The organism is Desulfonatronospira thiodismutans ASO3-1, from assembly GCF_000174435.1.
In the GTDB taxonomy this organism is placed as follows: Bacteria; Desulfobacterota; Desulfovibrionia; order Desulfovibrionales; family Desulfonatronovibrionaceae; genus Desulfonatronospira; species Desulfonatronospira thiodismutans.
On sequence record NZ_ACJN02000004.1, the window covers coordinates 177,316 to 202,494 of the forward strand.

A 25,179-nucleotide genomic window follows, 5' to 3' on the forward strand; every position below is an offset into this window, starting at 1 on the left:
AAGCATGGATTATTATATACCATCCTACGGCAAGTCGCGCATCAGGTACAAACGCAGAAGAAACAGAAAATATCTTTTCCTGGCTGCTGCCTGCGTTGTCCTTGCCCTGACGTTCGTGTTTTCTGGCTTTGATTTCATCGAAACCAGAAAACACGAACAGTCCGGCCAGGAAAATTTCAAAGGCCTGACCATTGAACAATCCATCCCTGAAGCTTCCGGCTTGCAGACTGCAGGCGACAGCAGCTCTTCAGCTGATACAGCATCTCCTGAAATTGTTCCCGGCAACACCGGTGACGCCCTTGCACAAGAAGCCCAGGCCCCCGGCACAGGCGATATTTTGGATGCCGGGGACCAAAAAGAGGTCCGGGCCAAATTATCAGAAAAAAACATCAGGGTCTCTTCCGGAGACACCCTTATGGGACTTTTAAACGGGGAGGGGCTGCCCAGGACACAGGCCCATGAAATCATTGAAGAACTTTCAGAAGTATATAATCCCCGGCGTATCCGGCAGGGACAGGAAATCACCCTGGTCTTCCGGGAAGAGGATGATCAGGAGCCCATCTTTGAGGCCATGAACCTGAAGCTGGATGTGGACCGGGACGTGAGGGTGGAAAAATGCCCTGAAAACGGTCTGGTGGCCACTGAAGAAAAGCGTGAACTGGATACCAGGACGGTCGTGGCCCAGGCCGAGATAACTTCCAGCCTGTACAACGCTGCAGTAGCCTCGGATATGCCCCTGCGGGTACTTATGCAGATGATCCGCGCCTATTCCTTCGATGTAGACTTTCAGCGCGATATCCGCCCCGGGGACTCCTTTGAAGTCATGTTCAAAGAAAAACTGGACCAGGACGGAAATTTTGTCCGGGGAGGATCAGTCCTATACGCCACACTGAAAACCAGGGGCCGTGATCTTCCTATTTACCGCTACGAAACAACCGACGGGGAAGTGGACTTCTTCAACCCGGACGGAGAATCTGTGCGCAAGACCCTCATGGTCACCCCCATTGACGGGGCCAGGCTGACTTCCGGATACGGCAAACGTCGTCATCCCATACTTGGCTACAGCCGGATGCATCAGGGCCTGGACTTTGCAGCCCCCACCGGCACCCCCATCATGGCCGCCGGGGACGGGGTGGTGGAGTACGCCGGGCGTAAGGGCAACTACGGCAACTACATCCGTATCAGGCACCCCAATGAATACCACACCGTCTATGCCCATTTAAGCCGCTTCGGATCCGGAGTACGTCGCGGAGCCAGGGTCGAGCAGGGGCAGACCATCGGTTACGTGGGCTCAACAGGTATGTCCACGGGACCGCACCTGCACTACGAAGTCCATCACCGGGGCAGTCACGTCAATCCCTCCACGGTGGATACTCCTCCGGGACGCACCCTGGAAGGAGAAGAACTGCAGCGTTTCAAGGCGGCCAGGGAAGACCTGGAAACCCTGTTTGCCTCGTTGAAGGATGAGGACACAATGGCCAGGCTGGACTAAATTATTATGCAGCAACACAACGCCTCTGAACCAGCAGGAATTTTAAAAAAGCATCTGCATCTTTTTACTGCTTCACCTCTGCCGGGGCCGGTACTGGACCTGGCCTGCGGCTCCGGGAGAAACGGCCTTTTTCTGGCGGAACAGGGGCTGGAGGTTTATTTCTGGGACAGGGATCAATCAGGACTGCAGAAGATCCATGACCTGGCCCTGGAAAAAAAGCTGAAGGTACACACTAAGGAAGTTGACCTGGAGGCAGAGTCTGAGAGCACCCTGCCCCCAAGCTTCTTCGGGGCGGTGCTTGTTTTCAGGTACCTGCACCGCCCCCTGCTGCCGGACATAAAAAACACCCTGAAACCCGGCGGCATAATCGTCTATGAAACCTTTACATCCAGCCAGGCCCTGCTGGGACGGCCCACCAACCCGGATTTTCTTCTCCGGGACCGGGAACTATACTCCTGGTTTCAGGACTGGGAAATCCTGCATTATTTTGAGGGCAAAACCGAAGCTCCCCAGGAATACCTGGCCGGCCTTATCGCCCGCAAACCTTCGTAATACCTGGCCTGACCCGTAACATAACCCCCGGACAGGTATCTTATTACTCGTACAGGTCTTTGAGCCGCCTGGATTTTTGCGGACTCCAATTCGGACAGAAGGCCGGTTTTCCCTGCATAACCAGCTGCATGCACACGTCCCTGCAGCCGGGATCGCATATCACCAGGTCATCCTCCCTGTCCTGTCGCACCTTCTCAGGCCACTCGGGATCTGCCCAGAGTACCCGGGCCAGGCCCACCAGGTCGGCCCTGCCCGAGGAAAGAACCTCCTCGGCAACATGCCCCAGGGCAATACGGCCTGCAGCAATGACCGGCACCCTGACCTGATCCCGGATTTCACCCGCCAGGTCGGCCATGTACCCAGGCTTCTTGGTGGCCTTGATCACCTCGGGCATGGAAAAAGACTCATAAGTCCCGCCCATAACCGAGAGGTATGCAGCGCCGGCATCCGACAGCCTTGACGCCAAAGGTCCGGACTCTTCCAGGGTCAGCCCGTCAGGGAGCCATTCATCGGCCAGAAAGCGGTACCCCACAGGCTTATTGCCCGCAGCTTCCCTGACCGCCTGCATTACTTCCAGGGGAAAGCGCATCCTCTTTTCCAGGGAACCGCCGTAATAGTCTTTTCTCTTGTTGGTTCTCGGGGATGCGAACTGGGCCAGGAGATAACCGGTGCCGCCATGAAGTTCCACCATGTCGAAACCGGCCTTGAAGGCCCTTTGGGCGGCCCGGACAAAGCTGTTCCTGATCTCTTCAATCTCCTCCAGGGTCAAGGCCCTGGGAGTCCTGCCGAAAGTATTTACCTCCGATGGAGCCACCGCTTCCTGCGCACCTGCAAATCTTCCGGCATGATTGATCTGCAGGCAGGCCAGGGCCCCTTCATTCTTTATCGTTGCGGCCAGTTTTTCCAGGCCGGGCAGATTTTCGTCGGTATCCGCCCTGATGGTCCGGTTGGAACCACTGCCTGCAGGATGATCCACAGTTGCGTTCTCCACGGTTATCATGGACACCCCGCCGGAGGCCATCAAGCGGTAATGCTCCAGCAAAAGAGGCGACACAGTGCCTCCCTCCCCGGCATAGCCCAGGTATAACGGAGCCATGGTTATACGGTTCTTAAGCGTTTTGCCTGCGATTTCCAGTGGTGAGAACAGGGTAGTATACATTTTTAACCTCCTGTCTGTGCTTAAAACTTTAATAACTGCTGAATTTAAAATGCCCGATCTGCATCAGAACCTCCATGTAAGGCCTGCCTGGAGTCCCGGGGCACTGTCGAGGTCCCATGTGCCGATACGGCTGTCATGGCGGTCGTAGAACTGCCACTTTCTGGACAGCACATAATACGGGCCGAACTCAAGAGTCATCTCTTCAAGGGGACTCCACTCCGCCTGCATGCTCAGCCTGATATCGCGCTTGCGGAAATACCCTCTTTCAACTGCTGAACTGTTGTTCTCGAGGCGATATATCCTGGAAGAATAATCCGCTCCTGCCTGCATGGCAAAATCCTCGCTGAACCCGTATCTGACCATTGTCCTGGGCATGCCTATCCTGGCGGTCCATCCCTCCTGGCCGGGCAGTCCGTAAGCAAACCCTGCAGCAGGAATCCAGATACTGCGCACCGGGTGATATCCTCCCACGGCCCCGACTCCAACCATCCAGCCGCTGTCAAAGACCCTGAGAAGAACAGCCCTGGCCGAAGTTCCCAGGGACCGGGACATCTCTTTTTCAAAGGAAGTGTTCACGCCCGCGGCCAGATTCAGGTACCAGTCATCCTTCACGGGAAATATAACGTCAGCAGTCAGATATACATTGTGCAGCGATTCAAAGGGTTCTTTGCCGTCATCTGTAATATCTGAATCACCCGGTTTGTCCCAGGAGTATCTGCTGTGGTCATAGCCCAGGGTCAGAAAAGACCAGGATGCCTCTACACCATATGTGGTCCGGGATACTTCCGTATCCGAGCCCTTTACCCCGGATTTGAAGGTATGCTCCACCCCGGCCCCGGACTCCAGGCCCCCGTAGTACATGCCCTGGTCCCCGGCAAAGGATGCGGAAGCAGGGATAAACAGCAGACAGAAGATCAAGAAAAAGCATTTTTTCATTGTTTTCCTCTTCTAAAAAAGATTGCAGCTTTTTGCCAGTAAAGAATATTCCCCGGACAACCGATACTTAATACAGGGTGTTTGCCTTGAGATTTTTGCTGCGTCAACTGCTGCCTGGCAAAAAACAAAAACTTTTGGCGCCCGAGTCAGGAAAATCCCCGGATAAGCAACCTGCACCCCGGGGCTGTTCCTTCACACACAAGGTAAAACGACTTCAATCTGCTGTTTTTTCATTTGCTTCTAACAGCACTTAAATGTATTGTGTCCCAAAAAAGACGATCTCCGGTATCAAAAACTCCAGAATCGCTGGTTATATACAGTCTGCTTCTGCATTGCTTTTTAAATCCCACAGGAGAGCATTTATGAACAATATTGCAATTGGAGTCAAACTTGTAGCCGGTTTTGTCGCTGTGGCCCTCATTGTCGTTGTCGTCGGCCTGGTGGGCTGGCGCAGCGCAAACAATCTATCCGGGCACATCGACGAGGTGGGGCGGGTGAATATGCCGGCAGTGAACAACCTGCGCATCATAGAGGCCGAGTTTGAAACCGTTGTGCGCTCCCTGCGCGCCCTGGTCAACCCGGCCCTGGGCATGGAAGCAAGGCAGGAGCAGTACCAGGAGATTGAGTCCGCCCGGGAGAACTACGAAAAAGCATGGGAAAACTACGAGGCCCTGCCCCGGACCGAAGATGAAACCCGGCTCTGGGCCAGTTTTGAAGACGCCATACAGGACTGGGCCGAGGTCAACAACCAGTTTCTTGAACTTTCCAGGGAACTGGAGGAAATCGGCATTTTGAACACCGAGGAATTTCTGGGCCATCTGCAGCAGTTCCGCGGGGATCATTACCAGGTCATGGAAGATGTGCGGGGGTATGTGGATTTCGGAATCGACTTTGAAGGCGGCGATGATCCGGAAGCCTGCAATTTTGGAGTCTGGCTGCAGGATTTTGATACGGACAACCAGGAACTGCTGGATATCTTAAGACGTCTGCAGGGACCTCATGACAACTTCCACGGCGTGGTAGAGCCCATAAGAGAACTGGCTGACGCCGGACAGGAACAGCAGGCCCGGGAAATGCTGCGCGATGATATGGGCAGATATGCCGACCACGTATTCATGCTCTTTGATGAACTCATCGACTTCGCCAGGGAGGCCAATGACCTGTATACGGAAATGAACCGGCTCATAATGGTGGACTCAGTGGAGATGCAGGACCGGGGACAGGGTCTGCTGCAGGAACTCATCGAGCTCAATGAACGTCAGGCTGACAGGGCTGTGGGTCTTGCAGAACGCGATGCAGCCCGGGGAGTAACCATCTCCCTGGCCGGGCTGGCCATCGGAGTCATTCTGGCCCTGGGCCTGGGGCTGTTTCTCACTGCGGTCATTACCAGGCCCCTCAGGAAAACCGTGGATTTCGCCGAAAAAGTGGCTCAAGGCAGCCTGGACGAAGAACTTGAAGTGACCGGCAAAAATGAACTGGGCATCCTGGCCGGCTCCCTGCGCAACATGGTCAGCAACCTCAAGACCAAAATCAGGGAAGCCGAAACCAAGAGTGCCGAGGCCGAAGAGCAGGCCCAGAAGGCCCGGCAGGCCATGCAGGAAGCCAACCAGGCCAAGGAGCAGGCCGAGCAGGCCAAAAGCCAAGGTATGCTCCAGGCGGCCTCCAGCATCGAAGGCGTGGTGGAGCGCATGACCTCGGCTTCAGAAGAGCTTTCAGCCCAGGTGGAACAGGCCAGCCGTGGCGCTGACGAGCAAAGCTCCCGGGCCGGTGAAGCTGCCACATCCATGGAAGAGATGAACGCCACAGTACTGGAGGTGGCCCAGAATGCCTCCAAAGCAGCTGAAGGATCGGACCAGGCCCGAAGCAAGGCCCAGGAAGGCTCGGATGTGGTCAGCAGATCCGTGACCGCCATCAACCGGGTCCAGGAGCAGTCTTCCCAGCTCAAGTCCAACATGAGCCAGCTTGGACAACAGGCTGAACAGATAGGCAAAATCATGAATGTCATTGAAGACATTGCCGACCAGACCAACCTACTCGCCCTGAACGCGGCCATAGAGGCGGCCAGGGCCGGGGATGCCGGACGCGGCTTCGCCGTGGTGGCCGATGAGGTGCGCAAGCTGGCGGAAAAGACCATGAACGCAACCAAGGAGGTCGGCCAGGCCATAACCTCCATCCAGCAGGGAACAGAGAACAATATCCAGAGCATGGACCAGGCTGCCGGGCTTATTGATGAGGCCACTACCCTGGTAAACCGGTCCGGGGATGTGCTCCAGGAAATCGTCAGGCTGGTGCAGTCAGCTGCTGACCAGGTCCAGGCCATTGCCACGGCCACAGAGGAACAGTCCACCGCCAGCGAGGAAATAAACAAAAACATCGAGGAAGTAAGCCGCATATCCAAAGAGACCAGCGAGGTCATGACCCAGTCAGCCCAGGCCATTGGAGAACTCTCCCAGCAGGCCCAGGAGCTGCAGAACCTGGTAAACCAGCTCAAGCAGGGCTGATTTCTTCACCCTGTCATCTAAAAAAACCAAAGGGCGAATTGCACAATTCGCCCTTTTTTTGTCCCTCGAAATATCCCGGCTGTCCCTGAGAAAGGTCAGGTTGCCCCCTTTCAGGGGATTGATTTGAGTGCGGCTGTCTATTAGGATACTCTGGTTGTTTTAAAAGGACTCGCCTGAAACCCGCCTGGCTGATGCTTCGGTCAAGGAACAATATACTCTTCAAACATGCTTTATAGAAATATATACTGTGCCACTCAGAAAAAGATAAGCGGCAGCTACTACACCACTCCCATCAGGTGCGTACGTTACTGCCGGTATTTTCCCTGTTCTTTTTTTACCCAGGACGATATAGAAGGATATATATCCCGGGAGCTTATAGCCCGTGAATTCACAGGATTCAAAATCAGGAGGACAAAGATGTACCTTTTCAAAAAAAATGACGGCAGCCTCGTGGAGGCTCCGGAAGACTTCGATCCCAAGGAACCGGACTGGAACAGCATGCAGGAGGTGGAGGAAGTGCTGGTGATCAGCAAGATACTGGTTCCGCAGATGAAGCTGGTGCCCAAGACCCAGGGCAGCGCGGAAAAAAACTCCTCCGGGACAGCGGCCAAACCACCCAAAACAGATAAATGAGCAGAAAAGGAAGTATATATGGGCAACGAAATAAAAGACTACTGGGACATGAGGCTTTTGCGGGTCCAGGAAAACCTGCGGGCCAACAATTTCGACTGCCGCCTGGCTGAAAACCCGGGCCGGGCAAAAAGCCTGGTCCTGGAAGAAATAATCCCTGAAGCCCGGCCTGCATCCATATCCTGGGGCGGCTCCGCCACCTTCAAGGAAACCGGACTTTATGACACGCTGAAAGACAGAACCGACATGCAGGTCATGGATACCTTTGACAAGAGCCGCGGCCCTGAAGCAAACCTGGAGCTGAGGCGTCAGGCTCTGCTGGCGGACATGTTCATTACCGGGACCAATGCAGTCACCGAGCAGGGATACCTGGTCAACCTGGACATGATCGGCAACCGTGTGGGTGCCCTGGTCTTCGGCCCCAGAAAAGTAATCATCCTGTGCGGACGCAACAAAATAGTCGGTGATACAGACCAGGCCATGGAGCGCATAAAGTCCTACAGCGCACCGGCCAATGCCCTGCGACTGCAGAAAAAAACACCATGCATAAAGACCGCCTGCTGTCACGACTGCGAAAGCCCGGAGCGCATCTGCAACGTGTGGAGCATCACCGAGAAGTCTTTCCCCAAGAATCGCATCTGCGTTATACTGATTAACGAAGATATGGGTCTTTGATGGCTTGGGGCGCGGAGCATGGAGCATGGAGAAGATGGGGCGAGAGAGCGACAAAGGCATGGTGTTTTGAGCTTTCAGCTTAGAACTTTGAGCTTTGACCATAAACTGACAATAATCACCATAACCCGAGAGATCAATGTCCGACTTTACCCATTTACACTGTCATACCGAATACAGCCTTCTGGACGGGGCCATCAGGATAACTGATCTGTGCGCCCGGGCCGTGGACCTGGGTATGCCTGCCGCGGCCATCACTGATCACGGCAACATGTTCGGGTCGCTGAACTTCTATCTGGAAGCCAAAAAATACGGCATCAAGCCCATCATCGGCTGTGAGGTGTATTTGGCTCAGAATCACCAGGTCAAGGATCAGCTGCGCTACCACCTGGTTCTGCTGGCCATGGACAAGGAGGGTTATCACAACTTAGTGAAAATAGTTACCAGGGGCTGGCTGGACGGCTTCTACTACAAGCCCCGGGTGGACAAGGACATATTAAAGGCCCACAACCAGGGGATTATCTGCCTGTCCGCCTGCCTGCAGGGCGAGGTGCAGCACGTCCTGCGCCGTCAGGGCTTTAAGCAGGCCAGGGAGACCGCCCTGCAGTACGCGGATATATTTCCCGGACGCTTTTACCTGGAAATGGAGGCCAACGGCATCCCGGAGCAAATGGAGGTCAATGATCAACTGCTGGAAATGTCCAGGGAGACTCAGCTGCCTGTAGTGGCCACCAACGACTGCCACTATCTGGGTCCGGACGACGTCCAGGCCCACGATATACTTTTGTGCATCCAGACCAATTCCAAGGTCCAGGACAGCTCCAGGATGCGCTTTGACACAGACCAGCTCTACTACAAATCAGTGGAGGAGATGGAGAAGGAATTCTCCCACTGCCCCCAGGCCCTGGAAAACGTCCAGGAGATAATCAAGCGCTGCAACCTGGAAATAGAAACGGACACCTTTCATTTCCCCCGGTACACTCCATCCAGGGAAAACACCCTGGACGAAGAATTCATAAGCCTTTCCAGGGAAGGACTCCAGCAAAGATTCCAGGAACTGCCCTACAGCGTAGACCAAAAACATTACCGGGAGCGCCTGGAGGAAGAACTGGAGATAATCTGCTCCATGGGTTTTCCCGGTTATTTTCTCATTGTCCAGGACTTCATCAACTGGGCCAAGTCTCAGGGCATACCAGTAGGTCCCGGACGGGGTTCTGCCGCAGGCAGTCTTGTGGCCTATGCCCTGCGTATCACCAACCTGGACCCCATCCGATACAATCTGCTGTTCGAGCGCTTCCTGAACAAGGAACGGGCCAGCATGCCGGATATTGACGTGGATTTCTGCTACGATCAGCGCGAAAAGGTAATCCGCTACGTGGCGGAAAAGTACGGCCGGGACAGCGTGGCCCAGATCACCACCTTCGGGACCATGAAGGCCCGGGCCGTGGTCCGGGACGTGGGCCGGGCCCTGGGCATGAAGCTGTCTTTGACGGACAAGATAGCCAAACTCATTCCTGAAGAACTCAAGATGACCATTGACAAAGCCATGCAGCAGGAGCCCGACCTGCGCAAAATGGTGGACGAAGATGAAGACGTGGCCAGACTAATGGATATCTGCCGCCGCCTGGAAGGCATGGTGCGCCACGCCTCCACCCACGCCGCAGGCATCGTCATCTCCGACAGGGCCATGCAGGAGCATCTGCCCCTTTACCGCGGAAAAAAAGACGAAGTGGTCACCCAGTTCGACATGAAGAGGGTGGAAAAAGTAGGGCTCATCAAGTTTGATTTTCTGGGTCTCAAGACCCTTACCGTACTCAAGGACACCCTGGCCATGGCCTCCAGAAACGGCCAGGAAACCCCGGACCTGGACAGCCTGCCCCTGGAGGACCCGGAAACCTTCAAGCTCCTGGGCCGGGGGCTCACCGACGGGGTATTCCAGCTGGAAAGCTCTGGAATGCGCAATGTCCTGGTGGACTTAAAGCCCACCTGCTTTGAAGACATCATCGCCCTTCTGGCCCTTTACCGTCCAGGGCCCCTGGAAAGCGGCATGGTCACGGACTTCATCAAGCGCAAGCACGGCCTGGTCCCTGTTGAATACCCCCACCCGGAACTGGAACCGGTACTAAAGGAAACCTACGGGGTTATCCTGTACCAGGAACAGGTCATGAAAATCGCCCAGGTCCTGGCCGGGTATTCCCTGGGGGACGGCGATATCCTGCGCCGGGCCATGGGCAAGAAGGAAGCCTCGGTCATGGCCAGGCAGAGAAGCAAATTTTTGCAGGGTGCCAAAGAACATGGGGTCAAACAGGAGACAGCGGAATATATTTTCGACCTGGTGGAAAAATTCGCCGGATACGGCTTCAACAAATCCCACAGTGCGGCTTACGCCCTGATTTCCTATCAGACCGCCTACCTCAAGGCCCATTTTCCCAGCGAATTCATGGCCGCGCTCATCACCTCCGAGGTAAACAACACAGACAAGGTCATAGCCCATGTCAACGCCTGCAGGGATATGGAAATCACCGTACTGCCCCCCTGCATCAATTCCAGCCTGAACGAGTTCAGCGTGGAGAACAACCAGGTGCGCTTCGGGCTCTCGGGCATAAAAAACGTAGGCAGAAGCGCCATAGAGGCCATCATCCGGGAGAGAAAAAAGAACGGCCCCTTTGAAAACCTCCTGGATTTCTGCGAAAGAGTAGGTTCGCGCAAGGCGGGCAAACGGGTCCTGGAAATGCTCATCAAAAGCGGGGCCATGGACACTCTGGGCTGCTCCCGCCGGGCTCTTCTGGACGGGATGGACATGGTTGCGGCCAGGGCTCAGAGATCAGCCAAAAACAAGGTCAAGGGACAGCTGTCCATGCTCAGCCTCCTGGGGGAGGAAACCTGCCAGGTCAAGGGCCTGGGTCTGGATTGTCCCGAGAATGAGCTGGAAGAATTCCAGGAGGACGAAAAGCTCAAGCTGGAAAAAGAGGCCCTGGGCTTTTACCTGAGCGGGCACCCCCTGCTGCCCTTCAGGCGCGATATTCAGCGCCTGAAGCTGAGTACCATCCAGGAATGCCTGGAACTAAGACCCGGCACCCAGGTGGAACTTCCTGTAATCATAGTAGGCAAAAAAGAACACGTCAGCAAAAAGGGAGACAAGATGGCCTTCTGCCAGATAGAGGACCTGACTGGAACCGCTGAAGTCACCATATTCGGGGATCTTTATTCCACCTGCAGGGAAGTGGTTCAAAGCGAACAGCCCCTGCTTTTAAAGGCCAGGATAAGCAGTTATCAGGGGAGCGGCGGTTCTTCCGGAGAAGAAGACAGCGAGACCCCAAGACAGGTTAAATTTACAGCCGAAAGCATCTCCTATCTGAGTCAGGCCATAGACAGCGGGGATCAGCCGGTGGAAATAGAAGCAGACCTTCAGGGCGTGCCCGGGGATCAATGGATCAAGGACCTGAAAAACCTTCTGGCCCGATACCCGGGACGCATCCCGGTATGCCTGAACCTGCGCCTGGAAGACCATACACGCTGCAGGCTCATGCTGGGCCCCAACTACTGCGTAACCCCCGGCCAGGAGTTCTGGTCCCGGCTGGAAAAGCTGGGAGACATCTGCAGGCATTAGTGCCGGGCACAGCTGAACGAGGAGGATATTTTGGAGTTCTTGAAAGAAGCAGATTCAGAAGGCCGGTTATGGCAGTTTACCTTTGATGCAGTTCCAGATCTCATCGCCATACTGGACGCCGGGCACAATGTGGTCAGGATTAACCGATCCATGGCTGACGCCCTGGGAGTTGAGCCCTGGCAGGCCCAGGGCCGCAAATGCTATGAACTGGTTCACGGCATGAGCCGGCCCCCGGATTTCTGCCCCCACGCGAAATTGCTCTGCAGCGGAAATGCAGAGCAGGCGGAATCCTGGATTGACAATCTAAACGGACATTTCCATGTCAGCACCAATCCCCTGCATGACAGTACAGGCCGCCTCAGGGGCTGCGTGCACATAGCCAGGGACATATCCCATCACAAAAAAATACAGGAGGAACTGCAGGACAGAACCGAGCGTATGCAGGCGGTTATGAACAGCATGGACAGCCTGGTTTACGTTGCGGATATGCAGACCCACGAGATCCTTTTTATAAATGATTACGGCCGGAAGAACCTGGGATACGTAACCGGCATGAAATGCTGGGAAATAATGCAGAAAGGCGCTTCCGGGCCATGTCCGGACTGCGGCAACCACCTGCTCCTGGATGGACAGGGCAGGCCCACAGGTACGCGTGTCCGGGAACATTACAACTCCGGCGAAGACAGGTGGTATATCCTGCGGGATAAAGCCATCCCCTGGAAAGACGGCCGCCTGGTGCGCCTGCAGATAGCCACGGACATCACCCAGGAAAAAAAAGACCGGGAAAAACAGGAGAGATTCAAGGCCGCTCTGGACAGCAGTGCAGACAGCTTTTTCATCATCGACTGCGAAAGCATGAAATTTCTGGACGTCAATCTCATGGCCTGCCAGTCACTGGGCTACTCCCGGGAAGAACTACTGAACATGGGTCCCCACGACCTCAAGCCTGAATTCACATTTCAGGATATGCAGGAGATCTGTGACTCAGTCAACGAGGACAGAGAACAGGCAGGGTTGATAAAGACTCTACACCGGACTAAAGACGGCCGGGATTTTCCTGTTGAAGTAAGCCTCAGGACCTTCAGGCAGAGAGAAAGGGATCTGATTATAGCCGTGGCCAGGGACATCACCGAATTCAAGAAGGCAGAAGACGCCCTGAGGTATCGCATGAAGATGCACAGGCTTCTGGTGGATATGTCCATGGTCTTTCTTACCGCACCCATAGATTACCTGGAAAAGGCAGTAAGTGAAGCGCTTATGCAGGTAGCCAGGTTTACCAGGACCGACCGGACCTACGTTTTCGCCTATGACTTCCACAACCAGACCATGACTAACACCCATGAATGGTGCGCCGCAGGAGTCGATCCCCAGCAGCACAGGCTGCAGAATGTTCCCTTTGATATGGCCTGGGAACCCGTGAGGCTGCACAGTCAGGGCAGTCCGTATTACATTGGGGATATTGAGGAAATGCCTGACTGGGATCCCTTGAAAACCCATCTGCAAAAGCAGGACACTAAGGCGCTGCTTAGCGTGCCCCTGAAAGATCATTTTCACTGCTACGGGTTCCTGGGTGTGGACTGCGTCCGGGAAACCAGGGAATGGACCCGGGCTGAGATAGACCTGTTCGTGCTCCTGGCCGAGCTTCTGGTCAATGCCAGGCACAGAAAAAGCCGCGAAGAGGAGCTGAATCAGGCCAGGCTGCAGGCTGAACATGCCACCCGGGCTAAAAGCGAGTTTCTGGCCAATATGAGCCACGAGATACGCACCCCCCTGAACGGAGTCATCGGCATGAGCGGGCTCCTCCTGGACACGGAACTGGACTCCCAGCAGCGAAGCTTTGCCGAAACATTAAAAACAAGCGCCCAGACCCTGCTCAACCTGATAAATGACATCCTGGATCTTTCCAAAATAGAGGCTGACAGGCTGCAACTGGAAACCAAGGGCTTTAACCTGGAAACAACAGTAAAAGACAGCGCCGGCATACTCAATTACCAGGCCATGGAAAAAGGTCTGAAGCTCGGTTATGTCATCCATCCAGGAGTACATCACTGTCTGCTGGGCGATGAAGGACGTCTGAGCCAGGTTCTGGTCAACCTCCTGGGCAATGCCATCAAGTTTACCTCCCAGGGACAGGTTGATCTGGAGGTGTCCCCGGTTCAGGAAGAAGCAGACCATGTCCGCCTGCTTTTTGAGGTGCACGACACCGGCATAGGCATCCCTGAGGAAAAGCAGGACCAGCTTTTTACCCCCTTTCATCAGTTAAACACCTCGGTAACCCGCAGTTTTGGAGGTACCGGGCTGGGGCTGGCCATCTGCAAAAGCCTGGTGCAGATGATGGGTGGAGAAATAGGAGTGAAAAGTTCCAAGGGCCGGGGATCGACCTTCTGGTTTACCGCAGGCTTTGAAAAGGACCCTGCACCCCTTGATAAGGAAGCACAGGAAAAAATTTCTGATCCGGGGCAGGCGTCTTGCAGACCGCACCTGGACAGCCGCATACTCATAGTTGAGGACAACCCCACCAACCAGATGGTTGCCCGGGCCGTACTGAAAAAACTGGGCCTTACGAACTCGACAGTGGCCAACAACGGCAGGGAGGCCCTGGACATCCTGGCCCGGGAAAACTTTGACCTGGTGCTCATGGACTGCCGCATGCCGGAAATGGACGGATTTGAGGCCACCCGGCGCATACGCGAAGGAAAAAATAGCGTGCAGAATCCACAGGTGCCCATAGTGGCCATGACCGCCCATGCCATGAAAGGAGACAGGGAAAAATGCATCCAGGCCGGGATGAGCGACTACCTTTCCAAGCCGGTACAGCCCCAGGAACTGGAAGAAATTATCAACAGGCAACTCCGCCCTGCACAAGGCGGCTTAAAAAACGCCCGGCAAGAAGACACTCCCGGCCTGGATGCTTCATCTGTGCATGACCAGGGACATTTTGTGGAGGCTGAACTTGCAGAAAGGGTCATGCATGATGAGGAACTGCTGCAGGAAATCCTGCAGCAGTTCATCCAAGAGGCCCCTAAACGCATGCAGAACCTTGAAAAAAGCCTGCACAGTAAAAACCCTGAACAGGCCAGAAGTTATGCCCACGCCCTCAAGGGTATTTCGGCCAATATATCAGCCAGAAACCTGAGTGAAAAAGCCTGGGCCATGGAAAAGGCCGCAGGTGCAGAAGACATGGAAGAAATGCACAGACTGCTGCCGGAAATGGAAAGAGAACTGGAAAACCTTATTACAGTGCTTAAAGAGCGTATCACTCAGAGTTAGACTGTGTCCCGGAAAATGTTACTTGACAGAAAATATTGCAGCTGCATTATTCTGCTTTCCCGGTCATGAAAATAACCGCCAACAATATATCCAGAAGTTACAGCGGCCAGGAACTCTTCAGCAGGGTCTCTTTTGAGCTGGAACCCGGCAGACGTCTGGCAGTGACCGGTCCCAACGGCTGCGGCAAGTCCACCCTTCTAAGCATGCTGGCCGGGTTGACCCACCCTGACAGCGGAAGCATAAACCGTCCCCAGGGCCTGAGAACCGGATTTGTGGCCCAGGACCTGGATGATTCCGACCTAAAGATCCCCCTGCTGGAGTTTGTGCTCAGTGTTTTGCCTGACTGGAGCCAGTTCTGGAGGCAGTGGAAAAAAGCCGTGGCTGAAGACGACAGACAGGGCCTGGAAAAACTCTCCCGTAGACAGGCCGAGATGGAGCAATCCTGCGGATACAACCCCGAGTACAGGGCTGAAAAGATCCTCACCGGGCTTGGCTTTGAAAAGTCCAGGTTCCACCTGCCCTTAGAGCATTTCTCCGGAGGCTGGAGAGAGCGGGCCAGGCTTTCCAGGGTCCTTTTGCAGGGAGCCGATCTTCTCATCCTGGACGAACCTACCAACCATCTGGACATGGAAGCTGTGCTGTGGCTGGAGAACTACCTGCTGGATTTTTCCGGCATACTGGTACTGGTGGCCCATGACCGTTTTTTCCTGGACCGGGTGGCTACGCATGTTCTGCACCTGGGTTTTGACAGGCCCTATTTCCGCCCCGGCAACTACTCCTCTTTTGAGAAATGGCACCAGGAAACTCAGATTCTGCGGGAAAAGGAAAGAGAAAAGATATCCAGTGAGATAAAACATCTCAAAAGCTTTGTGGACCGTTTCCGCTACAAGGCCTCCAAGGCCAGGCAGGCCCAGGCCAGGCTGGCCAGGATGGACAGCCTGGAATCCAGGAAAAAGGAACTGCAGTCAGACAGAGCCGGCAAGCGCCTGAATTTCTCCTGGCCTGCCCCGGCCAGAGCCAGCCGGGTGGCTGTTACCTGTTCCGAGCTTTTCTTCAGGCATCCTCAAGGCCCTGAACTTTTAAACAATGTAAACTTTCAACTCTTTGACGGCCACAAAATCGCCCTCATGGGACAAAACGGCAGCGGAAAGTCCACCCTGTTCAAGCTCATAACCGGCCGGGCTGCCCCCGACTCCGGAACTATAAAACTTGGACACAACACCAGGCCGGCCTATTTCACCCAGCACCAGACCGAGACCCTGGCAGCTGAAAATACGGTCCTGGCAGAGATCAAAAGGCTTTCATCCCGGGATCTAACCGAGGAGGAAGTCCGCTCCGTGCTGGGGCTCTTTCTTCTGGACGAAACCTTCTGGGACAGAAAAGTACAAAGCTTAAGCGGCGGTGAAAAATCCAGGCTTATCCTTTCCTCCCTGTTTCTCACCCGGGCCAACCTTTTGTTGCTGGACGAGCCCACCAACCACCTGGACATGGAAAGCCGCGAGGCGCTTATAGCCGCCCTGCAAGATTTCCCGGGGGCAGTTTTCATGATCGCCCACGACCGTTTTCTGCTTTCCCGGGTAGCCGGTGAAGTGTGGACCTTAGAAAACGGACACACTGTGGAACACGGCATGGGCTTTGACGAGTATTACCAGAGAGTTGTCCTGAAGGACCAGACCGGCCCTGAGCTTTCCCGGGAAACCGGGCCCGGCGGTTCAGGCAGAAACAACAGCCCGCACAAAGAGAAAAAAAGACAGGAAGCAAGCCTTCGAAACCGGATTTACCGGGAACTTCAGCCCCTTAAAAAAGAATACTCTGAAAAGGAACACAGCCTGGAGCAGTCTCTGCTGCGCCAGGAAGAACTGGAAAATGCCATGTCTCTGCCCGAGACCTGCCAGGATCCAGACAGGATCAGAGAATTAAGCAGGGAGTACCGGGAGGTATGCGCCCAAAACGACAGTCTTATGCACCGCCTGGAGGAACTGGAACAGCAGATAACACAGCTGGAAGCCGCAAAACCGTGATCCTGGGGCGCAACTCATCTGGATGCCCCGCAGGTCCCAGAAAAATACCAGGATTGTACAGCCCTGAAATTCAATCCAGGGTTGCATTCAATACTTAACCGTACTACAATAGTAAATAATTCAGCAAGGTATTGTCACTACAGGAAAAGTTTAAGTTTGTTCAAAGGAGAGCGCCTCTCCTGGTAACCATTCAGGGGGTCCTCGGTGTTGATTACTGGCACAAGGCCTGGGGACTGTCCCTCGCTGTGTAGGTCTGTGCAGGATCACGGAATTTTGCGCTTGTAATTTTGGTGATCGTGAAGGCAAGGTGTCGCGGGGACTGTCCCCAGGCCGATTCCGGCACCCCCCTGAATGGTTACCTTTCCTGGATGACTGAAACTGTAAGACTCAGTATCTGTTCAGCGCTTTAACTTCATGATCTTCATGCCCTTCATGGTAAGTATCTGCGCTTTTAAGGAAAGAAAAGTTTTCCTTTAGGACTATTTTTTCAGGATTTTTGACAACAACCATTTTTGTTCGAGGCACCAGGCCGCCTCCAGCAATCCAGGAAGCCTTAATCCCCCTGAATGCAGGCTTTGAACCGGCTGCTTGCGCGCTTATCCGCGATTAATTCACCGGTAATTTTAATCCCGACAATATACAGCAGGAGCTGCAATGCCCCAGGAACTTCACGATACTCAAAACCAGAATACCCAGGAAAAATCCCCCGGCACCCCCGGGCTGTATGTTGCTGTTGGTGCCTCTGCAGGAGGCCTGGAGGCCATTGAGGCCTTTTTTGCCGACATGAGTTCCAGCAGCGGCCTGGCCTTCATCGTCATCCAGCACCTCTCCCCGGATTACAAAAGCCTCATGAAGGAGATCCTGTCCAAGAAGACCAGCATGCACGTGCACAGGATAGAAGAAGGCATGGAAGTGCTTCCGGACAACATCTACCTCATTCCCCCCAAGAAAAATTTGACTATTTTCCACGGCCGGCTCTTTTTAAGCGAACAGGAGCACACCAAGGGCCTCATAAACCTGCCCATAGACATTTTTCTGCGCTCCCTGGCCGAAGACCAGGGTGAAAAGGCGGTTTCCATCATCCTGTCCGGTTCCGGAAGCGACGGCATGCGCGGAGTAAGAGCCATAAAAGAGCATGGCGGCATGGTCATGGTCCAGAGCGAAGACTCGGCAAAGTTCGACAGCATGCCCAGGTCGGCAATTTCCACGGGACTGGTGGATTTTGTGCTGCCCCCTGAGGAGATGCCCGGACAGCTCGTTTCGTATGCCAAACACCCTTACGTGGCCAAGGCCGAGAAAAGCGACCGGGTCATCAGCGATGATGACGCCATGACCAAGATATTCGCCATCTTGAGGGACAAGTACAAGGTGGATTTCACCCACTACAAGCCAAGCACCCTTACCAGGCGTATCCAGAGACGCATGACCATAAACCATATCTCGGATATACACGATTATGTCTCCTACATGCAGAGCTATCCCAACGAAGCCGCCACCCTGTTCAGGGAGTTTCTCATAGGGGTGACCCGGTTTTTCAGAGACCGGGAGGCTTTTGAAGCCCTCAAGGACAACTGGCTCCAGGAAGTTTTGTCAACCAGGCAAAATAACGAGATGAGATTCTGGATTCCAGGATGCTCTACCGGGGAAGAGGCGTATACCCTGGCCATTCTGGCCAGGGAGTGCATGGAGCAGACAGGCAGAATGCGCGACATAAAGATATTTGCCACGGATATCGACCGCAATGCCCTGCAGGTGGCCGGAGCCGGCAGTTATCCCGAGAGTATCGCTGCAGACGTGCCCCCGGACCTGCTGGCCAAGTATTTCTACAAAAAGAAGGACAGTTTCCAGATAGCCCGCAACATCCGGGAAATGGTTGTTTTCGCCCAGCACAACCTGATTAAGGATCCACCCTTTACCAATATTGATCTAATAAGCTGCCGCAACCTCCTTATCTACCTGCAGACGGATTTGCAGCGCAAGGTTCTGGAATTTTTCAACTTTTCCTTAAACATGCGGGGTATACTCTTTCTTGGCACCAGCGAAACCACCGGGGAAATGGGGGACTACTTCGAGAGCCTGGACCACAAGCACAAGATTTACCGCACCAGGGGCAGAGTCAAGAACACCCTGGGCGCGAGGGAGACTCTTAGAAGCTCTGATAATGTGTACCACATGAACAGGGAAAGAAATGCCCTGCCCGGCAGGAACCTGCGCGGCCGGGAGGATCTTATTCTGGAGCGTTTCCTGAATGTCCTGGAGGAAGAGCACATCCATCTCGCTGTCATTGTCAATGATCACATGGAAGTGCTGCATGTCATCGGCAACAGTGAAGGCTATTTCAAACTGCCTTCGGGAAAGCAGTCCATGGATATTTCCAAAATGGCCGCCAATGACCTGGCCATACCCATTTCCACCGGCATCCAGAAGGTACTGCGCCAGAATGAACCCCTGCACTTCTCCAATATCCGGGTTCGCTACCAGGGCGATCACAGGATGGTGGACATGCGCATCAAGCCCCTGCCCCAGAAAAAGGGACAGGATCCCCTTGTGGCTGTATTTCTGGACGAATCAAAAAAGCAGCAGGACAAGCTCGCCTGTCAGGATGTCGATCAAACCTACGACATCTCCCGGGAGGCAGAACAGCGCATCCACGACCTGGAGCAGGAACTGCAGTTCACCAGGGAAAATCTGCAGGCCACCATTGAGGAGCTTGAAACAGCCAACGAGGAACTGCAGGCCACCAACGAGGAACTTCTGGCCAGCAACGAAGAACTGCAGTCCACAAATGAAGAACTGCAGTCCACCAACCAGGAGCTGTATTCGGTCAACTCCGAATACCAGAACAAGATCATAGAGCTTACCGAACTGCACAACGACGTGGACAACCTCCTGAGCGCCACCCAGATCGGCAAACTCCTGCTGGACGAAAACATGGAAATCCGGCGCTTTTCCCCCAAGGTGACCAATATATTCAAGCTCCTGGACAGCGATGTGGGCCGGCCCATTTCTCATATCGCCCACTACCTGCAGGGCCTGGACCCCATCGAGGTCATTGAAAACGTGCATAAAAGCGGGGAAATGAGTGAAAAAGAGGCCCGGACCAGGGAGGGACGCTGGTACCTTATGCGGGTGGTCCCCTATGAAGTAGCTCCGGAGGTATTTTCCGGAACAGTCACATCTTTTGTGGATATTACCAGGATCAAAGAAACCGAGGCGGCCCTCAAAACCAAGGAGGCCCTCCTGGAGCAGACCCAGAGGCTGTCCAGAGTGGGCGGATGGGAAATGGACGCGGCCACAGGCAGCATCACCTGGACCGACGAGGTCTACAATATCTACGGGGTATCAAAGGATTACAACCCAAGCGATGTGGAAAAGGACATGCAGTTCTATACACCTGAAGGCAGGGACCGCCTGCAGGAGGCTTTCAAACTCGCCCTGGAGCGGGGCATTCCCTATGACCTGGAACTGCCCTTTACCAAAGCCGACGGCACCAGGATCTGGGTTCGCACATCGGGATTGCCTGAGAAAAAAGATGGTAAAGTCGTGCGGATCCTGGGCAATATCATGGACATCACCCAGATGAAGGAAATCCAGCAGGCCCTGCGGGAAAGCGAAAAATACTACCGCAATCTTTTCAGCCAGATGCCTAATGCCTTTGCCCTGCACGAAATCGTCCTGGACCATGATGAACAGCCCTGCGACTACACTTTTCTGGAAGTAAATCCCGCCTTTGAAGAGATGACCGGATTAAAGGCCAGAGACATCCTGGGCAGAAGGGTCCTGGAAGTCCTGCCGGAGACCGAGGAGTCCTGGATACAGCGCTACGCACGTGTAGCTCTGGGCGGACCCCCTGAGGATATCCAGGACTACAGCCTGGAACTTCAGAAATACTTCAAGGTCCGGGTCTTTTCACCGGAATACAAAAAATTCGCAGTAATTTTCGATGAAATAAGAGATACCTCTGATATAAGCCGGGCCCTCAGGGACTGCGAAGAAAAGCTGAAAAAACTGCAGGAAAATTCATCTCCTGGAGGTAAATGATCTTGGATAATTCAGACGGGCCGCACAAGGATCCCCTGCGCAGAAAGGCCGAGGAACAGCTGCAGGACAACCCCCCGGATATAGACGAGGCTGGTCTGCCCCCGGAGAAAATCCGGAACATGCTGCACGATCTGCGGGTGCATCAGCTGGAGCTGGAAATGCAGAATGAAGAACTTCGAAGCACCCAGCTGGAACTGCAGACTGCCAGAGACAAGTTCGTACGCCTGTACAATCAGGCCCCGGTGGGATACCTGAGCTTAGACAAGCACGGCCTCATCCGGCAATTCAACCAGACCTTTATGGACATGACCGGTTTTACAGAAACCGAGATAAACGGCGTTCCACTGGCCGACCTGATGGACCACACAGGCCGGGAGACCTTTCTGGCCCGCTACAGGGCTTTATTCAAAGATCCCCGGAATAAAAACATGGAAGTCAATCTTCGCACCCCCAGCAGAAAATACCTGCCCGTTAGACTTGCCGGTCGTATAGAAGAACATGACCTGCAGGGGGATGGTAAAGATCAGGATCGTTATCTCTTGCTCATTGTAAGCGATATAACCGAACAAAAGCAGGCCAGGGAAGAAATTCAGCGAAAAAAAGAGCAGCTTGAAAAGACCCTTGCAGAGAAAGACCGCTTTTTTTCCATACTGGCCCATGATCTCAAATCTCCCTTATCCGGTTTCCTCAGCTCCACCAGAATCATGGCGGAAGATATCAACAGCTTCAGCCTGGCCGAATTACAGAATGTTTCCGCCAACATGCAAAGATCTGCGGAAAACCTTTACAGCCTGCTGGAAAACCTTTTGACCTGGGCCAGAATGCAGAAAGGCGACACAGACTTTGAACCGGATGTTATAAACCTTCATGACCTGGTCAGGCAAAACATGGAACTGTCCAGGTCCGTTTTCCAGCACAAGGAGATCATCTTCGAATCCAGGATATCCCCGGAACTGCAGATTTATGCAGACTCCAACATGATAGGTACAGTGCTTAGAAATCTGCTGTCCAACGCCGGAAAATATACACATGACAAGGGACGGGTCGTAGCCGGGGCAGAGAAAAAAAACGGCGGCATCACTGTGTACATCCAGGACTCCGGCTCAGGCATGGATCAAAAAACCCTGCAGGGCCTTTTTCAGATGAACAGCAAGGCCACCCAGCCCGGGACCCGCGGGGAATCCGGGACCGGGCTTGGACTTTTGCTGTGCCGGGAAATGATTCACCGGCACCAGGGTGAAATATGGGCCAGGAGTGCACCCGGCAAAGGAACCACGTTTTTTTTCACCCTGCCGGGTCATGAAACCTGATATTCATCTTTTTGTCTCTTTGGGTCCAGACAAAAAAACCAGTACTGCAGCAAAACTTTGCCTGCAGCCCAGATGATCTGTTTTCAGCAAAAAAACATTTAACCATGAAGGACATGGAGATCATCAGCAGCTGCAAAACGGTTATGGAACAAGCAGGCTCACATGCTGAAAACTTTCTTGTGAGTTTTTGCACGAATGTCTTGACAGATCAAGCCAGGAATGCTCTTTATGGAAACAGCTTATTGCTGCCTTGGTGGGACTGTCCCTTGACAGCCATTTGATGCAGGAAAGGTGACCATTCAGGGGGTTCCGCGGTGATGATTGCTTGCACCAGGCCGATTGAGGCATCCCCTGAATGGTTACCAGAAAACTCCCGGAGGTGATAAAAAGCGTACAGTTTGTGAAAGTTTATGCCCAGTGCCTTAGTTATGCTCAGCACACAGGCATACCTCCGTCTGCCTTGCTTTGATGGCTTTTCAGGGGACTTGGGAGCTTGAAACAGAGCTGATTGCTGCCAACATTGTTTTTTAAAGGAGGTGCGTATTTTATGAACCGGAGAAAATTTTTAGGTGCCATGGGTGTCGCCGGTTTAGGCGTGGCAGGGGCCGGAAAGGTCCTGGCCGCGGATGATGGTGTCACAGGTGCCGCGGTCAAGGACGTCGAAGGCTTACCGGACAGCTATGCAGTCCTTTTCGATGTCACCCGGTGCATCGGCTGCAGGCAGTGTGAAGATGCCTGCAATTATGAACAGAGACTGCCGGAACCTGATGCAGAATTTCATGATACTCAGGTCTTTGAGGAAACCCGCAGGACGGACTGGAAAACCTACACAGTGGTCAACCAGTACGACGATAAGCCCCCGGGAGCCGGGGATCTTTACCGCAAAATCCAGTGCATGCACTGCCTGGAACCGGCCTGCGCTCATTCCTGCTTTGTCAAGGCATTTGCCAAGCGCCCGGACGGGGCTGTTACATACGACCCCAAGGTCTGTGTCGGCTGCCGGTACTGCATGATGGCCTGCCCCTTCAATATTCCGGCATATGAGTACCACATAGCCCTTGATCCCCTGGTGACCAAGTGCACTTTCTGCGAACACCGGCTCAAGGAAGACAGAGAGCCTGCCTGTGTGGAGATCTGTCCCACCAGGGCCATGTATTTCAGCACCCGCGAGGAGGTACTCAAGGAAGCCCGCAAAAGAATAGTCAACAACCCCGACAAGTACCAGTCGCATATCTACGGGGAACACGAAATGGGCGGCACCAACTGGATCTACATATCCGGTGAACCCTTTGAAGACGTCGGAATGCGCATGGACCTCGGAAACAAAGCCGCTGGAGAATATACCTCAGGTGCTCTGGGCGGTGTCCCTCTCATTGCTTCATTCTGGCCGGTTCTTCTGGTGGGTGCCTACGCCATATCCAAACGCAGAGAAAAGGTAGCCAAGGAAGAAAGGGACAGTTTTGTCTCCCAGGTTATTGCCGAGGCAGGACCCGAAGCCGGTCGAAGACTGGCGGAAAGACTTTCCAGATCCGAAACCCTGGACAAGGCCGCCATCGAGGAGGAAGTAAAAAAGGCTTTGAATGAGGCCGCTGCCAAAACCGAGAGGGAGGATCATTAATCATGAGTACCCAACACCACCCTGATACTGGCCAGTCATCCTGGTTCACCCCCTTTAATGTAATAGCCGGGCTGATCGTCCTCGTGGGTATCTATCTGACCTATCTGCGGTTCACTGGAGGACTGGCTGCGGTCACCAATCTGGATGATTACTATCCCTGGGGAATCTGGATCAGTTTTGACCTGCTCTGCGGAGTGGCTCTGGCCGCCGGCGGATATACAACAGCTGCGGCCTGTTATATATTTGGAATCAAAAAATACCACGCAGCTGTCAGGCCTGCAGTGCTCACTGCATTTCTTGGCTATGCCCTTGTGGTCTTTGCCCTGCATTACGACGTCGGACAGCCCTGGAGGCTTGCTTATCCGATTTTCGTGCAGCAGGGAACGACCTCGGTGCTGTTTGAAGTAGGTCTGTGCGTCTTCTTATATCTGACAGTCCTTTTCCTGGAATGGCTGCCGGCCCCCCTGGAATGGCTGAGGCTCAAAAGAGTCAGAAATATTGTGATCAAGCTCACCCTGGTACTGACAATCTTCGGAGTCATTCTCTCCACTATGCACCAGTCTTCCCTGGGCGCTCTGTACCTGATTCTGCCAAGCAAGATGCACCCCTTGTGGTATTCATCACATCTGCCCATCTACTTCTTTGTATCCAGCATGTTTGCAGGTCTCTCAATGGTCATTTTTGAAAGCACCCTGTCGCATCGCTATTACCACAACAAGATGGACAAGGAGCACCTGGAGGGTACCCCCCATGTGACTTTCGGATTTGCCAAGGCTGCAGCCTGGATCATGGCCGGATACTTTTTCATCAAGCTCTTCGGCGTGGTCCTCAATGACAACTGGAGCTACCTGCCCACATTCTACGGCTTCATGTTCAGCCTGGAAATGCTCGGCTTCGTTGCCCTGCCTGCCTTTCTGTACGCCAAAGGGGTCCGGGACAAAAATGTCAGGCTCATTAAATGGACCGCTGTGGTGGCTGTCTTCGGAATCATCTTCAACCGGTTCAATGTTTCCCTGGTGGCCTACAACTATCACCTGCCCTCAGAACTGAAGTACTTTCCCGCTCTGGCGGAAATCGGTGTAACCATATTCGTGGTTACCGTGGGACTGATTCTGTTCAAGTTCATCTCCACAAGGATGCCCATCTTTTACGAGCATCCGGAGTTCAAGGGCTCTCACTAAAAAAAACGCCCTGACTTAAGGGCTATCAAACTGGGAGGAACCATGGAATTCTATACAATGCTTGAATTTGATATATTCACCAAGAACTGGGCTTATATCTTTATGGGTGTTGCAGTGGTCACCATGCTTGGTTGGTGGCTGTTTTTAACCGGCAAGGATGAAGATTAGTGTCCCTTAGGCAGCGGA

Annotated in this window: 15 protein-coding genes; 13 read left to right on the forward strand and 2 right to left on the reverse strand. The window is 53.9% G+C overall.

The genetic code is table 11. The annotated features are described in order from the left end of the window. Nucleotides 1–4: 4 nt before the first annotated feature. Both DTHIO_RS17940 and DTHIO_RS17945 read left to right on the forward strand, forming a co-directional pair. Nucleotides 5–1,492, forward strand: a complete 1,488-nt coding sequence (locus tag DTHIO_RS17940; protein WP_008871662.1) for a M23 family metallopeptidase — start codon at nucleotides 5–7, stop codon at nucleotides 1,490–1,492. A 6-nt stretch (nucleotides 1,493–1,498) separates the two neighbouring features. Beyond that, on the forward strand, nucleotides 1,499–2,044 hold the full coding sequence (locus DTHIO_RS17945) for a methyltransferase domain-containing protein (RefSeq protein WP_008871663.1): 546 nt from the start codon (nucleotides 1,499–1,501) through the stop codon (nucleotides 2,042–2,044). Nucleotides 2,045–2,087: 43 nt separating this feature from the next. Here DTHIO_RS17945 and DTHIO_RS17950 read toward each other — a convergent pair whose 3' ends face one another. Then, complete coding sequence (locus tag DTHIO_RS17950) at nucleotides 2,088–3,203, reverse strand: oxidoreductase (RefSeq protein ID WP_008871664.1); 1,116 nt, start codon at nucleotides 3,201–3,203, stop codon at nucleotides 2,088–2,090. A gap of 63 nt (nucleotides 3,204–3,266) precedes the next feature. Next, nucleotides 3,267–4,139 carry a DUF6268 family outer membrane beta-barrel protein gene (locus DTHIO_RS17955; protein WP_008871665.1) on the reverse strand — a complete coding sequence of 291 codons (873 nt, stop codon included), beginning with the start codon at nucleotides 4,137–4,139 and terminating at the stop codon, nucleotides 3,267–3,269. A gap of 362 nt (nucleotides 4,140–4,501) precedes the next feature. On the opposite strand from DTHIO_RS17955, the gene DTHIO_RS20145 reads away from it, so the two are divergent. From DTHIO_RS20145 to hmcD, 11 genes are all read left to right on the forward strand, one after another. Further along, a complete protein-coding gene (locus DTHIO_RS20145) occupies nucleotides 4,502–6,640 on the forward strand; it encodes a methyl-accepting chemotaxis protein (RefSeq protein WP_008871666.1) in 2,139 nt (712 codons plus the stop codon). Between the two features lie 225 nt (nucleotides 6,641–6,865). Continuing rightward, complete coding sequence (locus tag DTHIO_RS17965; protein ID WP_008871667.1) at nucleotides 6,866–7,273, forward strand: hypothetical protein; 408 nt, start codon at nucleotides 6,866–6,868, stop codon at nucleotides 7,271–7,273. Between the two features lie 18 nt (nucleotides 7,274–7,291). Beyond that, nucleotides 7,292–7,945, forward strand: coding sequence for a lactate utilization protein (locus tag DTHIO_RS17970; protein WP_008871668.1), 654 nt, complete (start codon nucleotides 7,292–7,294; stop codon nucleotides 7,943–7,945). Nucleotides 7,946–8,081: 136 nt separating this feature from the next. Beyond that, nucleotides 8,082–11,552 carry a DNA polymerase III subunit alpha gene (gene dnaE / locus DTHIO_RS17975; RefSeq protein WP_008871669.1) on the forward strand — a complete coding sequence of 1,157 codons (3,471 nt, stop codon included), beginning with the start codon at nucleotides 8,082–8,084 and terminating at the stop codon, nucleotides 11,550–11,552. Nucleotides 11,553–11,582: 30 nt separating this feature from the next. Beyond that, nucleotides 11,583–14,822, forward strand: coding sequence for a PAS domain-containing hybrid sensor histidine kinase/response regulator (locus DTHIO_RS20150; RefSeq protein WP_008871670.1), 3,240 nt, complete (start codon nucleotides 11,583–11,585; stop codon nucleotides 14,820–14,822). Between the two features lie 35 nt (nucleotides 14,823–14,857). Then, nucleotides 14,858–16,843: an ABC-F family ATP-binding cassette domain-containing protein gene (locus DTHIO_RS17985; RefSeq protein WP_050775247.1), complete on the forward strand. Its 1,986-nt coding sequence runs from the start codon at nucleotides 14,858–14,860 to the stop codon at nucleotides 16,841–16,843. 654 nt (nucleotides 16,844–17,497) lie between these two features. Further along, nucleotides 17,498–20,884, forward strand: coding sequence for a chemotaxis protein CheB (locus DTHIO_RS17990; RefSeq protein ID WP_008871672.1), 3,387 nt, complete (start codon nucleotides 17,498–17,500; stop codon nucleotides 20,882–20,884). Further along, nucleotides 20,881–22,194 (forward strand): PAS domain-containing sensor histidine kinase, encoded by a 1,314-nt coding sequence (locus DTHIO_RS17995; protein WP_008871673.1) that lies wholly within the window; start codon nucleotides 20,881–20,883, stop codon nucleotides 22,192–22,194. The genes DTHIO_RS17990 and DTHIO_RS17995 overlap by 4 nt, the downstream gene beginning before the upstream one ends. Before the next feature lie 547 nt (nucleotides 22,195–22,741). Further along, on the forward strand, nucleotides 22,742–23,812 hold the full coding sequence (hmcB, locus tag DTHIO_RS18005) for a sulfate respiration complex iron-sulfur protein HmcB (RefSeq protein ID WP_008871674.1): 1,071 nt from the start codon (nucleotides 22,742–22,744) through the stop codon (nucleotides 23,810–23,812). Between the two features lie 2 nt (nucleotides 23,813–23,814). Beyond that, nucleotides 23,815–24,993: a sulfate respiration complex protein HmcC gene (gene hmcC / locus DTHIO_RS18010; RefSeq protein WP_008871675.1), complete on the forward strand. Its 1,179-nt coding sequence runs from the start codon at nucleotides 23,815–23,817 to the stop codon at nucleotides 24,991–24,993. Between the two features lie 42 nt (nucleotides 24,994–25,035). After that, nucleotides 25,036–25,161, forward strand: a complete 126-nt coding sequence (gene hmcD, locus DTHIO_RS18015; protein WP_008871676.1) for a sulfate respiration complex protein HmcD — start codon at nucleotides 25,036–25,038, stop codon at nucleotides 25,159–25,161. Nucleotides 25,162–25,179 lie beyond the last annotated feature (18 nt).

Coding starts and splice junctions, on each gene's coding strand:
- dnaE (WP_008871669.1), top strand. CDS start 8,082: ATGTCCGACTTTACCCATTTACACTGTCATACCGAATACAGCCTTCTG.
- DTHIO_RS17995 (WP_008871673.1), top strand. CDS start 20,881: ATGATCTTGGATAATTCAGACGGGCCGCACAAGGATCCCCTGCGCAGA.
- hmcD (WP_008871676.1), top strand. CDS start 25,036: ATGGAATTCTATACAATGCTTGAATTTGATATATTCACCAAGAACTGG.
- DTHIO_RS17955 (WP_008871665.1), bottom strand. CDS start 4,139: ATGAAAAAATGCTTTTTCTTGATCTTCTGTCTGCTGTTTATCCCTGCT.
- DTHIO_RS17970 (WP_008871668.1), top strand. CDS start 7,292: ATGGGCAACGAAATAAAAGACTACTGGGACATGAGGCTTTTGCGGGTC.
- DTHIO_RS17945 (WP_008871663.1), top strand. CDS start 1,499: ATGCAGCAACACAACGCCTCTGAACCAGCAGGAATTTTAAAAAAGCAT.
- DTHIO_RS20145 (WP_008871666.1), top strand. CDS start 4,502: ATGAACAATATTGCAATTGGAGTCAAACTTGTAGCCGGTTTTGTCGCT.
- DTHIO_RS17950 (WP_008871664.1), bottom strand. CDS start 3,203: ATGTATACTACCCTGTTCTCACCACTGGAAATCGCAGGCAAAACGCTT.
- DTHIO_RS17965 (WP_008871667.1), top strand. CDS start 6,866: ATGCTTTATAGAAATATATACTGTGCCACTCAGAAAAAGATAAGCGGC.
- hmcB (WP_008871674.1), top strand. CDS start 22,742: ATGAACCGGAGAAAATTTTTAGGTGCCATGGGTGTCGCCGGTTTAGGC.
- hmcC (WP_008871675.1), top strand. CDS start 23,815: ATGAGTACCCAACACCACCCTGATACTGGCCAGTCATCCTGGTTCACC.
- DTHIO_RS17940 (WP_008871662.1), top strand. CDS start 5: ATGGATTATTATATACCATCCTACGGCAAGTCGCGCATCAGGTACAAA.
- DTHIO_RS17990 (WP_008871672.1), top strand. CDS start 17,498: ATGCCCCAGGAACTTCACGATACTCAAAACCAGAATACCCAGGAAAAA.